This window comes from Pseudomonas sp. XP1, assembly GCF_053557675.1.
Genome location: NZ_JBNRIJ010000011.1, coordinates 6,273 through 17,666, shown reverse-complemented (window position 1 = coordinate 17,666; position 11,394 = coordinate 6,273). Strand labels below are relative to the sequence as shown.

Genomic DNA, 11,394 nt, shown 5'->3' with positions numbered 1-11,394 from the left:
CCGCGAAGGGGCCGGCACAGGCATTCCACTCCCCTTCCCCCCAAAAACAGTCAATACTTCCCCCCATCCACACGTGGGCAGGATCGCCCGATGTCGTGTCCAAGCCAATAACAACCCTATCCAAGGAACCGGACCTATGCTGCGCCGCCGCATGCTCATCATGTTGGCCGTGGTTCTGCTGATCGTGCTGGCCCTGGGGGGCTACAAAGCTTTTTCGATCTATCAGCAGATCCAGATGTTCACTGCCCCCAAGCCGCCCATCACCGTGGCGGCCGCCTTGGCCGAACAGCGCCCGTGGCAAGAGCGCCTGCCCGCCGTCGGCAGCCTCAAGGCGCTACAGGGCGTGGAGCTGAGCCTGGAGGTGGAAGGCATCGTCAAGGCCCTGCATTTCGACTCGGGCCAACAGGTCAAGGCCGGGCAACTGTTGCTGCAACTCAATGACGACCAGGAAACCGCCCTGCTCGGCACCGCCCAGGCCGACCTGGGCCTGGCCAAGGTCGATTTCGGCCGTGGCAGCCAGCTGGTCGGCGACTCGGCCATCTCTCGCGGCGAGTTCGACCGCCTCACCGCCCAGTACAGACGCAACCAGGCGGTGGTCGACCAGCTCAAGGCATCGAAGACCAAGAAAAGCATCAGCGCCCCGTTCAGCGGCACCATCGGCATTCGCCAGGTGGACGTCGGCGACTATCTGGCCGCCGGCACGGTGATCGCCACCCTGCAGGACACATCCAGCCTCTACGTCGACTTCAACGTACCGGAACAGGCCCTGCCGCACCTGAGCCTGGGCCAGCAGGTGCTGGTGCAGGTGGCCGCCTACCCGGGCCAGACCTTCCCCGCCAGCCTCAGCGCCATCAACCCCAAAGTCGAGGAAACCACGCGCAACCTGCTGGTGCGCGCGACCATGGCCAACCCGGACGGCAAGCTGCTGCCAGGCATGTTCGCCAGCCTGCTGGTCCTGCTACCCAACCCGCAGCCAAAAGTGGTAGTGCCGGAAAGCGCCATCACCTACACCCTGTATGGCAACTCGGTATACGTCGCCACGCCGAAAAGGGACAAGGACGGCAAGCCGGAAAACGACGACAAGGGCCAGCCGCAACTCACCGCCGAGCAGCGCACGGTGCAGACTGGGGAGCGCCGTGACGGCATGGTGGTGGTCAGCAAGGGCCTGCAGGCCGGGGAACAGGTGGTTACCGCCGGCCAGCTGAAGCTCACCCCCGGCGCCGCGATCCGCATCGGCCAGGACAAAGCCCTCAAGCCCGCACAGGGCGCGCCGGGCAAGGACTGACAGGAGGCTGGCATGGCGTTCACCGACCCGTTCATCCGCCGCCCGGTGCTGGCCAGCGTGGTCAGCCTGCTGATCCTGCTGCTGGGCTTCCAGGCCTGGAACAAGCTGCAGATCCGCCAGTATCCGCAAATGGAAAACGCCCTGATCACGGTGACCACCGCCTACCCCGGCGCCAACGCCGAGACCATCCAGGGCTATATCACCCAACCACTGCAGCAAAGCCTGGCCAGTGCCGAAGGCATCGACTACATGACCTCGGTGAGCCGGCAGAACTTCTCGATCATATCCATCTACGCACGCATTGGCGCCGACAGCGACCGCTTGTTCACCGAACTGCTGGCCAAGGCCAACGAAGTGCGCAACAAGCTGCCCCAGGACTCGGAAGACCCGGTACTGAGCAAGGAAGCCGCCGATGCCTCGGCGCTGATGTACATCAGTTTCTACAGCAAGGAAATGAGCAACCCGCAAATCACCGACTACCTGTCGCGGGTGATCCAGCCCAAGCTGGCGACTCTGCCGGGCATGGCCGAAGCGGAAATCCTCGGCAACCAGGTGTTCGCCATGCGCATCTGGATCGACCCGGTGAAACTGGCAGGCTATGGCTTGTCGGCCAACGACGTGACCAATGCCGTGCGCCGCTACAACTTCCTTTCCGCGGCCGGCGAGGTGAAGGGCGAATACGTGGTCACCAGCATCAACGCCAGCACCGAGCTGAAGTCGGCCGAGGCGTTCGCCGCCCTGCCGGTCAAGACCAGCGGCGACAGCCGCGTGCTGCTGGGCGATGTGGCACGGGTCGAGATGGGGGCGGAAAACTACGACACGGTCAGCTCGTTCGACGGCACCCCATCGGTGTACATCGGCATCAAGGCCACACCGGCCGCCAACCCGCTGGACGTCATCAAGGAAGTGCGGCGCATCATGCCCGAGCTGGAAAGCCAGCTGCCCTCGGCGCTGAAGGTATCCATAGCCTACGACGCCACGCTGTTCATCCAGGCCTCCATCGACGAAGTGATCAAGACGCTCGGCGAGGCAGTACTGATCGTCATCGTGGTGGTGTTCCTGTTCCTCGGTGCCCTGCGTTCGGTGCTGATCCCGGTGGTGACCATTCCGCTGTCGATGATCGGCGTGCTGTTCTTCATGCAGATGATGGGCTACTCGCTCAACCTGCTGACCCTGCTGGCCATGGTGCTGGCCATCGGCCTGGTGGTGGACGACGCGATTGTCGTGGTGGAGAACATCCACCGGCACATGGAAGAAGGCAAGTCACCGTTCGACGCCGCCCTTGAGGGCGCACGCGAAATCGCCATGCCGGTGGTGTCGATGACCATCACCCTGGCGGCAGTGTATGCACCGATCGGCTTCCTTACCGGGTTGACCGGCGCGCTGTTCAAGGAGTTTGCCCTGACCCTGGCCGGTGCCGTGATCATATCCGGCATCGTTGCCCTCACCCTGTCACCGATGATGTGCGCCCTGCTGCTGCGCCAGGAACAGAACCCCAGCGGCCTGGCCCACCGCCTGGACGTGCTGTTCGAACGCCTGAAGGTGCGCTACCAGCGCCTGCTGCACACCACCCTCGACAGCCGGCCCGTGGTGCTTGTGTTTGCCGTGATCATCCTGTGCCTGATTCCGGTACTGCTGAAGTTCACCCAGAACGAACTGGCGCCTAACGAGGACCAGGGGGTGATCTTCATGATGAGCAGCTCGCCTCAGCCGGCCAACCTTGATTACCTCAACGCCTATACCGACGAATTCACCCCGCTGTTCAAGGCTTTCCCCGAGTACTACTCGTCGTTCCAGATCAACGGTTTCAATGGCGTGCAGACCGGCATCGGCGGCTTCCTGCTCAAGCCCTGGAACGAGCGCGAGCGCACGCAGATGGAGCTGCTGCCACTGGTGCAGAGCAAGCTCGAGGAAATCAGTGGCCTGCAGATCTTCGGCTTCAACCTGCCGTCGCTGCCCGGCACCGGCGAGGGCCTGCCGTTCCAGTTCGTCATCAACAGCGCTGGCGACTACCCGGCTCTGCTGGATGTGGCCCAGCGCATCAAGGCCCGCGCCCAGGAATCTGGCAAGTTCGCCTTCCTCGACATCGACCTGGCCTTCGACAAGCCCGAGGTGGTGGTGGATATCGACCGGGCCAAGGCGGCGCAGATGGGGGTGTCGATGGACACCTTGGGCAGCACCCTGGCGACCTTGCTGGGCGAAGCGGAAATCAACCGTTTCACCCTCGAAGGCCGCAGCTACAAGGTGATTGCCCAGGTCGAGCGGCCGTACCGCGACAACCCCGGCTGGCTGAACAACTACTACGTGAAGAACGACCAGGGCCAGCTGCTGCCGCTATCTACCCTGATCACCATCACCGACCGCGCCCGCCCGCGCCAGCTCAACCAGTTCCAGCAGCTGAACTCGGCGATCATCCAGGGCGTGCCCATGGTCAGCCTGGGCGAGGCGCTGCAGACCGTGCAGGGTATCGCCCGCGAAGAGGCTCCGGAAGGCTTTGCCTTCGACTATGCCGGCGTGGCCCGCCAGTACGTGCAGGAAGGCAGCGCGCTGTGGGTGACCTTCGGCCTGGCATTGGCGATCATCTTCCTGGTGCTGGCGGCGCAGTTCGAGAGCTTCCGTGACCCGCTGGTGATTCTGGTGACGGTGCCGTTGTCCATCTGTGGCGCGCTGCTGCCGCTGTTCCTGGGCGTATCGAGCATGAACATCTACACCCAGGTCGGGCTGGTGACGCTGATCGGGCTGATCAGCAAGCACGGCATCCTCATTGTCGAATTCGCCAACCAGTTGCGTGAGGAACGCGGCCTGAGCGTGCGCGAAGCAATCGAGGAAGCCGCTGCGATTCGCCTGCGTCCGGTGCTGATGACCACGGCGGCAATGGTGTTCGGCATGGTGCCGCTGATCCTGGCGACCGGCGCGGGGGCGGTCAGCCGCTTCGACATCGGGACGGTGATTGCCACCGGGATGTCGATCGGCACGCTGTTCACCCTGTTCGTGTTGCCTTGTATCTACACCCTGCTGGCGCACAAGGCGAAAGCCAGGGAACCCGCTGTAGCCTGATCCGGCCTCTTCGCGGGCAAGCCCGCGAAAAGGCCGGTAAGGCAGATGCAAAAATGCCAGAGGCCCCGCAATCGCGAGGCCTCTGGCATTTCCATCTACACCGGGTTCAACCGAACGGCCGCAACCCCTGGCGCAGGCCGAACAGGAACAGCAACAGGTCCTGATCCGGCGCGGCCTCGGCTTGTTGCTGCGGTTTCACTTCCCGCGGCAACGCGCATTGGTCGGCCAGCTCGGCCTTGCTGAACACAGTCGGCCTCGGCTCTTCCCAGGCAGCCACCGCCACGGTGGTCACCGCCAGGCCAGCTACCAGGAACAAAGCTCGAGCTATTTCTAGTTTCATTACCCTAACCCTTTGACAGCGCTGCCAAACGCCATCTGGTAAAAGTAGAGCAGTGTTTGCCATTCCGCGTCATTGAGCGACGAATGGCGGCGCAACTGGCGCAGGTCATTGCCCGCCGCGCGCTGGCAGCTGATGCGCCGCCGGCATTTTTCCAGGTCCAGCAGGGCGACTTCGACCCGGGCCTGCTCGCCCTCGCCAATCACCTTGACGAACACGTGCTTGCCATACAGGCAGCCGTGCTGCCAGTGCCCCAGATGCATGCGCGCCAGGTTGTCTGCCAGGTCCTTGAGCATACGCTCATGCACCACCTGCGGATAACGCTCGCGGGCACCTTCGGCATGCCAGGTGTCGAGTTCGACGAAGCCGTCGAGTGCTTCGCTCACCAGCAGCGCACGCCACTGCTGGTCGGCACCCCGCTCGGCGCCACAGAAGACGATGCGCGGTACACGCACACCCAGTTGCTCGAAGCTGTTCAACGCATCCAGCTCACGCAATACGGTCGGCCGGCCGAAAGGGTGCAGCAGGCTACGGTAGATATGCCCGACCTGGCGCTTTGCATACAGTAGCTTGCCATTGCCATCGTCGAGGCGTTGAACACCGCTCTCGCCACCACGGCGCTGGTTAGGCTCCTCGACCCACTCGCCCTGCTGGCGCCAGTAAAAATCGAACCGCGACTCCCCTTTCTGGGCTACAGCCATCAAACACTACCCCTTACGCAATACATAGACCCGCCACATGGCATAGAACGGCAGGAAGTCGAGGCGTTCCTGGATTCTGAAGCCGGCGGCTCGGAATTCTTCTTCGACCGTGTCGGCCGGTAACACAAAACGGTTCTGGTAATTGTCCTGGTCGCCCTTTCGGGCGTTGCGACGTTGTTCCAGCTTTTTCCGGCGCCAGGCCTTGAAGTTACCATCCACCCACAAGGACAGGATCACACTATCACGGCTAACCCGTTGAAATTCCGAAAGAATGGTCTTTCTGTGCGCCGCTTCGCCAATGTGGTGGAACAAGCGCATGCAGAAAATGCTGTCCACCGAGTTGTCCGGCAAGTCGATGGCAAATGCCGAAGTCTGCAAAGGCCGTACCCGTGCCACCACCTCTGGCGCTTGCGCGGTACAGGCTGTCTCGATCATCGCTTCGGAGTTGTCGGCGCCGATGATCACCCGGTTGGGCTTTTCTGCCAGCAACGACCAGAAGCGGCCGGCGCCGCATGGCAGGTCGAGGACCAGGCCAGGCTCACCAGCCAATGCCAAGGCGCGACGCGCCAACTGCTCATCACGCTTGTGGGAAAGGCGTCGCGCCAGGCCATCCTGGTGCTTGAGAAAGTACTCGCGCGCATGTTCTTTGTCGTACTTCTCGGAAAATTCAAGCTTGATGGGGCTACGCATTGGGCATCTCCTGACTCCATTCCGCCCACATTAGGTAAGCAAGCGTAGGAATCAGGTCATGCTGATGTGAAAAATATGTTGAGCGCCGAGTGACCTGTTACAACAGATTACTCGGCCAACGTGTCCGGATCGCCTTTTGCCGCAGTATTGCTCAGGTCTACCACGAAACGGCAGCCGTGCGGCAAGGTGGAGGTCAGGGTGACATGCCAGCCTTGGTCGTCGCAGATCCGCTGCACCAGCGACAGGCCAAGCCCCAGCCCCTCGCCGCGCCGCTCGTCGCCGCGTACGAACGGCCGGAACATCGCTTCGCGCTGCTCCTCCGGGATACCCACGCCACTGTCCTCCACGCTGAAACCGTTGGCTTCCAGGCTCAGGCGGATATAGCCGCTGTCGGTGTAGTGCGCGGCGTTGCGCAGCAGGTTGCCCATTACCGATTGCAGGAAAGTAGCGTTGTACAGCACAGGGCTGGCACTGACGCGGCCATCGTAATACAAGGCCAGGCCCTTCTGCTCGATGGTGTCGCGCCACACCCCGACCAGTTCGTCGGCCACCTCCCGCAGGGTGGCGCGCGAAGCCACTGCGCCCTCGTCGCGCTGTGCCCGGGCCAGCATCAGGAAGGTCTTGACTAGCTCGCGCATCTCTTCGGTGGCCCGCGCCACACGCTCCACCTGGCTGCGCGAACGGGCATCCAGGGCCGGGTTCTCCATCAGCAGTTCGCACGAGGTAGCCAGCACCATCAAGGGGGTGCGCAGTTCGTGGCTGACGTCGCTGGTGAACAACCGTTCACGGGTCAGCGCATCGCGCAGGCGGCCCAGGGTGTCGTCGAAGGCTACCGCCAACTGGCCGACTTCGTCCGCGGCATAGTCCGGCGCCAGCGGCGGGGCCAGGCCCAGCAACTGGTCACGGTGGCGTACCTGGCGTGCCAGGCGAATTACCGGCGCCATCACCCGGCGCGCCACCAGCCAGCCGAGAATGACTGCCAGCACCAGGCTGAGCAGGAAGCCCACCACCACCACCGCGAACAGCACGCGCTCGCGTTCCTCGAAGTCGCTCTGGTCCTGCAGCAGCACATAACGGCGGCCATCAACGATCTCGACCATGGCGTGGTACGACAGCTGATCGCGGAATACCTCGTGGAAGCCGCGGTCAAGGTGGCGCAGGTCCTTGGGCAGTTCGAAGTCGTCACGCCCGCCGCTGAAGTAGAAAAGCTGGTCGGGGCGCGGCCGGTGGCTCCAGTCGCTGACGCTGTCCATGCGCAGCAGGCGTTGCAGGTCACCACCCAGCACCGAGGAAATCAGCCGCTCTTCGACCAGGTGCACGGTGCCGACGATGCCGAAGGCGAAGGCCCCGGCCACCAGCGCGCTCATCAGGGCAAAGGCAATGATGATGCGCTGGGCAAGGCTTTGCTTAAACTCCATCACGGCCCTCGGCGAGGCGATAGCCGACGCCATGAACGGTATGCAGCAGCGGTTTTTCGAACGGTTTGTCGATCACCTGGCGCAGCTGGTGCACGTGGCTGCGCAGGCTGTCGCTGTCAGGGCAGTCATCGCCCCACAGGGCTTCTTCCAGCACTTCGCGACGCAATACGTGCGGGCTCTTCTGCATCAGCACCGCCAGCAGCTTGAGGCCGACCGGGTTGAGCTTGAGCAGGCGGCCCTGGCGGGTGACTTCGAGGGTGTCGAGGTCATAGCTGAGGTCGGCCACCTGCAAGGTGCGGCGCCCGCCGCCCTGGGCCCGGCGCAGCACCGCTTCGATGCGGGCGGCCAGCTCCGACAGGGCGAAGGGCTTGAGCAGGTAATCGTCGGCACCGGAGCGGAAGCCCTGCAGGCGGTCGTCCAGTTGGTCGCGGGCGGTGAGCATGATCACCGGCGTATCGCGGCGGGCGTCTTCGCGCAGGCGCTTGCACAGGGTGTAGCCGTCGATGCCCGGCAACATGATGTCGAGCACGATCAGGTCGTAGTGCTCGGTGGCAGCCAGGTGCAGGCCGGACAGGCCATCCTGGGCACAGTCGACGGTGTAGCCCTTCATGCCCAGGTAGTCGGCCAGGTTGGCCAGGATATCGCGGTTGTCTTCAACCAAAAGAATGCGCATCGGTTTCTCCTGTGCGGCGCTTCTCGCTGTGGTGCGCGGCAGGCGCAGCTTAAGGCCTATGCCTGCAGGGTGCCAGCCCCAGGGAAAATTCAGCGCACTTGACGGTTTTTTCACTGATCCTTCACGGACACAGGATAGCGGGCGGCCGACAATGCCCGATCTTTTTCGCGCCCTGGAGCCGTCATGCAGCAACCAACCCGCCCTCGCCCGATCAATTTCTGGCTGTACCTGGGGCTACCCCTGGCGACCGCGCTGGGCCTGATTCTGCTGGAACTGACCTCGGTCGACATGGACATTGCCAACCTGTTCTTCGACCCTGCTGCCGGGCAATTCATCGGCCGCCACAGCTATTTGCTGGAGAACATCCTGCATGACCGGGTCAAGCAGGGGGTGATCCTGCTGGGGGTGATGTCGCTGGTGACTTTTGCTGCCAGCTTCTTCTGGAAGCGCCTGTTCGGCTGGCGCCGTGAGCTGGGCTGCCTGGTGCTGGCGCTGGGCCTGTCCACGGCATTTGTCACGCCGCTGAAGAAAGTGACCCAGGTGCAATGCCCATGGAGCCTGACCCAGTTTGGCGGGAAGGAAACCTACAGCAAGCTGCTGGAGCCGCGGCCGGCGACCGACAAGCCCGGGCTGTGCTGGCCGGGCGGGCATGCCGCGACCGGATTCTGCCTGTTCGGCCTGTTCTTCATGTTGCGTGATCGCAAGCCGAGGCTGGCGCGGGTGGCGTTGACGGTGGCCTTCGTCGCCGGGTCGGTGCTGTCGCTGGGGCGGATGATGCAGGGGGCGCACTTCCTGTCGCACAACGTGTGGACGGCGGTGTTCTGCTGGTTGATCGGCTTGGGGTCGTATTACCTGATCCTGTATCGGCGGGGAATGGCTGAGGTGCCTGCTGCCGAGCGTAGCGTCGCCTGACCCAGGGGCCGCTTTGCGGCCCTTTCGCCGGCAAGCCAGCTCCCACAGGTACAGCGCAAGTCCCAGTGTTGGCACAATCCTGTGGGAGCTGGCTAGCCGGCGATGGGCTGCGCAGCAGCCCCAATGGCCCCAACAGGAAAAACAAAAAAGCCCCGGTTCTCGCGAACCGGGGCTTTCATGGTGCAGGGGGTAAGGCTGGCTTACATCATGCCGCCCATGCCACCCATGCCGCCCATGTCAGGCATGCCAGCAGCTGGCTTGTCTTCCGGCAGGTCGGCAACCATGGCTTCGGTGGTGATCATCAGACCGCCGATCGAAGCAGCAGCTTGCAGCGCCGAACGGGTGACCTTGGCTGGGTCCAGGATGCCCATCTCGATCATGTCGCCGTATTCGCCGGTAGCAGCGTTGTAACCGAAGTTACCCGAACCTTGCTTGACCTTGTCAGCGACAACGCTTGGCTCATCGCCGGCGTTGGCAGTGATCTGGCGCAGCGGCGCTTCAACGGCGCGACGCAGCAGGGCGATACCGACGTTCTGGTCTTCGTTGTCGCCTTTGAGGTTGGCAATGGCCGCCAGGGAGCGAACCAGAGCTACACCACCGCCAGGCACCACGCCTTCTTCAACGGCTGCACGGGTAGCGTGCAGGGCGTCTTCAACGCGGGCTTTCTTCTCTTTCATTTCAACTTCGGTGCCGGCACCGACCTTGATCACGGCAACACCGCCGGCCAGCTTGGCCAGACGCTCTTGCAGCTTCTCACGGTCGTAGTCCGAGGAAGTCTCTTCGATCTGGGCACGGATCTGCTTGACGCGTGCTTCGATCTCGGTGTCGGCGCCAGCGCCGTCGATGATGGTGGTGTTTTCCTTGGACAGGATGACGCGCTTGGCGTTGCCCAGGTGCTCCAGGGTAGCGGTTTCCAGGGACAGGCCGATTTCTTCGGAGATGACCTGGCCGCCAGTCAGGACCGCGATGTCCTGCAGCATGGCCTTGCGGCGGTCGCCGAAGCCCGGAGCCTTGACCGCAGCAACCTTGACGATGCCGCGCATGTTGTTGACTACCAGGGTAGCCAGGGCTTCGCCTTCAACGTCTTCGGCAACGATCAGCAGTGGGCGGCCGGCCTTGGCAACGGCTTCCAGAACTGGCAGCAGCTCACGGATGTTGGAGATCTTCTTGTCGACCAGCAGCAGCAGCGGGCCTTCCAGCTCGGCAACCATGGTGTCCGGCTTGTTTACGAAGTACGGCGACAGGTAACCACGGTCGAACTGCATGCCTTCCACGACAGACAGTTCGTTCTCCAGGCCCGAGCCTTCTTCAACGGTGATCACGCCTTCTTTACCGACTTTTTCCATGGCTTCGGCGATGATTTCACCGATGGAGTTGTCGGAGTTGGCAGAGATGGTACCTACCTGGGCGATGGCCTTGGAGTCGGCGCATGGCTTGGACAGGTTCTTCAGCTCGGCGACGACGGCAGCGGTGGCCTTGTCGATGCCGCGCTTCAGGTCCATAGGGTTCATGCCGGCAGCAACGGCTTTCAGGCCTTCGTTGACGATGGCCTGAGCCAGGACGGTAGCGGTGGTGGTGCCGTCACCGGCTGCGTCGTTGGCCTTGGAAGCAACTTCCTTGACCAGCTGGGCGCCCATGTTCTCGAAGGCGTCTTTCAGCTCGATTTCCTTGGCAACGGAAACGCCGTCCTTGGTGATGGTCGGCGCGCCGAAGCTCTTGGCCAGCACCACGTTACGGCCTTTCGGGCCCAGGGTCGCTTTTACCGCGTCAGCCAGAACGTTGACACCTACCAGCATTTTCTTACGAGCGGAATCGCCGAATTTTACGTCTTTAGCAGCCATGATCGTTTAATCCTTGGAATTTCTTTGGAGTAACGGGAAGTCGTGGAAATCAGCCTTCGATAACGGCCAGGATTTCGTTCTCGGCCATGACCAGCAGGTCTTCGCCATCGACTTTCACGGTGTTGCTGCCCGAGTAAGGGCCGAAAACCACTTTGTCACCCACTTTCACGGCCAGCGCGCGAACTTCGCCGTTGTCCAGGATGCGACCGGTGCCGACGGCGACGACTTCGCCGCGGTTTGGTTTTTCAGCGGCCGAACCCGGCAGGACGATACCGCCAGCGGTTTTCGATTCTTCTTCGCTGCGACGGATGACGACGCGGTCATGCAGAGGACGAAGCTTCATTGTCGATCTCTCCCAAATAGTGGTTTTCATCGGCCGGTGTCGACACCGGCGGTTTGATGCAGTCCGGCGTTGCCGGGGGTGATCCGCAATGGGCGAAGCACCTGTGTAATGTCTGGTGTCGCCACCAGAAACCTTGC

At 62.8% G+C, this 11,394-nt stretch carries 10 protein-coding genes; 3 read left to right on the top strand and 7 right to left on the bottom strand.

Annotated elements, in window-relative coordinates; genetic code table 11:
• Window positions 1–136: 136 nt before the first annotated feature.
• Entirely contained in the window at window positions 137–1,285 is a 1,149-nt protein-coding gene (locus ACK1U9_RS12340; protein WP_108480663.1) for an efflux RND transporter periplasmic adaptor subunit, read from the top strand.
• 12 nt (window positions 1,286–1,297) lie between these two features.
• Window positions 1,298–4,342, top strand: coding sequence for a multidrug efflux RND transporter permease subunit (locus ACK1U9_RS12335; protein ID WP_108480662.1), 3,045 nt, complete (start codon window positions 1,298–1,300; stop codon window positions 4,340–4,342).
• 106 nt (window positions 4,343–4,448) lie between these two features.
• Here ACK1U9_RS12335 and ACK1U9_RS12330 read toward each other — a convergent pair whose 3' ends face one another.
• From ACK1U9_RS12330 to colR, 5 genes are all read right to left on the bottom strand, one after another.
• Window positions 4,449–4,682, bottom strand: coding sequence for a hypothetical protein (locus tag ACK1U9_RS12330; protein WP_046616951.1), 234 nt, complete (start codon window positions 4,680–4,682; stop codon window positions 4,449–4,451).
• Complete coding sequence (locus ACK1U9_RS12325; protein WP_046616952.1) at window positions 4,682–5,380, bottom strand: lipopolysaccharide kinase InaA family protein; 699 nt, start codon at window positions 5,378–5,380, stop codon at window positions 4,682–4,684. Before ACK1U9_RS12325 ends, ACK1U9_RS12330 begins: the two co-directional genes overlap by 1 nt.
• Before the next feature lie 6 nt (window positions 5,381–5,386).
• On the bottom strand, window positions 5,387–6,070 hold the full coding sequence (locus ACK1U9_RS12320) for a class I SAM-dependent methyltransferase (RefSeq protein WP_153670519.1): 684 nt from the start codon (window positions 6,068–6,070) through the stop codon (window positions 5,387–5,389).
• A 107-nt stretch (window positions 6,071–6,177) separates the two neighbouring features.
• The gene (locus tag ACK1U9_RS12315) at window positions 6,178–7,488 is read right to left on the bottom strand and encodes a sensor histidine kinase (RefSeq protein WP_046616955.1); all 1,311 of its coding nucleotides are present in this window, start codon (window positions 7,486–7,488) and stop codon (window positions 6,178–6,180) included.
• On the bottom strand, window positions 7,478–8,161 hold the full coding sequence (colR, locus tag ACK1U9_RS12310) for a two-component system response regulator ColR (protein ID WP_003255215.1): 684 nt from the start codon (window positions 8,159–8,161) through the stop codon (window positions 7,478–7,480). The genes ACK1U9_RS12315 and colR overlap by 11 nt, the downstream gene beginning before the upstream one ends.
• Before the next feature lie 183 nt (window positions 8,162–8,344).
• Between colR and ACK1U9_RS12305 the strand changes: the two genes are divergently transcribed.
• Window positions 8,345–9,073 carry a phosphatase PAP2 family protein gene (locus ACK1U9_RS12305; protein ID WP_046616956.1) on the top strand — a complete coding sequence of 243 codons (729 nt, stop codon included), beginning with the start codon at window positions 8,345–8,347 and terminating at the stop codon, window positions 9,071–9,073.
• A 200-nt stretch (window positions 9,074–9,273) separates the two neighbouring features.
• On the opposite strand, the gene groL is transcribed toward ACK1U9_RS12305, so the two are convergent.
• Both groL and ACK1U9_RS12295 read right to left on the bottom strand, forming a co-directional pair.
• Entirely contained in the window at window positions 9,274–10,914 is a 1,641-nt protein-coding gene (groL, locus tag ACK1U9_RS12300; protein WP_013974091.1) for a chaperonin GroEL, read from the bottom strand.
• A gap of 49 nt (window positions 10,915–10,963) precedes the next feature.
• Window positions 10,964–11,257: a co-chaperone GroES gene (locus ACK1U9_RS12295; protein WP_003260750.1), complete on the bottom strand. Its 294-nt coding sequence runs from the start codon at window positions 11,255–11,257 to the stop codon at window positions 10,964–10,966.
• Between the last annotated feature and the right edge of the window lie 137 nt (window positions 11,258–11,394).

Excerpts from the sequence above, each read along its gene's own strand:
- ACK1U9_RS12320 (WP_153670519.1), bottom strand. The coding sequence starts at position 6,070 with ATGCGTAGCCCCATCAAGCTTGAATTTTCCGAGAAGTACGACAAAGAA.
- colR (WP_003255215.1), bottom strand. The coding sequence starts at position 8,161 with ATGCGCATTCTTTTGGTTGAAGACAACCGCGATATCCTGGCCAACCTG.
- ACK1U9_RS12330 (WP_046616951.1), bottom strand. The coding sequence starts at position 4,682 with ATGAAACTAGAAATAGCTCGAGCTTTGTTCCTGGTAGCTGGCCTGGCG.
- ACK1U9_RS12325 (WP_046616952.1), bottom strand. The coding sequence starts at position 5,380 with ATGGCTGTAGCCCAGAAAGGGGAGTCGCGGTTCGATTTTTACTGGCGC.
- ACK1U9_RS12305 (WP_046616956.1), top strand. The coding sequence starts at position 8,345 with ATGCAGCAACCAACCCGCCCTCGCCCGATCAATTTCTGGCTGTACCTG.
- groL (WP_013974091.1), bottom strand. The coding sequence starts at position 10,914 with ATGGCTGCTAAAGACGTAAAATTCGGCGATTCCGCTCGTAAGAAAATG.
- ACK1U9_RS12295 (WP_003260750.1), bottom strand. The coding sequence starts at position 11,257 with ATGAAGCTTCGTCCTCTGCATGACCGCGTCGTCATCCGTCGCAGCGAA.
- ACK1U9_RS12315 (WP_046616955.1), bottom strand. The coding sequence starts at position 7,488 with ATGGAGTTTAAGCAAAGCCTTGCCCAGCGCATCATCATTGCCTTTGCC.
- ACK1U9_RS12335 (WP_108480662.1), top strand. The coding sequence starts at position 1,298 with ATGGCGTTCACCGACCCGTTCATCCGCCGCCCGGTGCTGGCCAGCGTG.
- ACK1U9_RS12340 (WP_108480663.1), top strand. The coding sequence starts at position 137 with ATGCTGCGCCGCCGCATGCTCATCATGTTGGCCGTGGTTCTGCTGATC.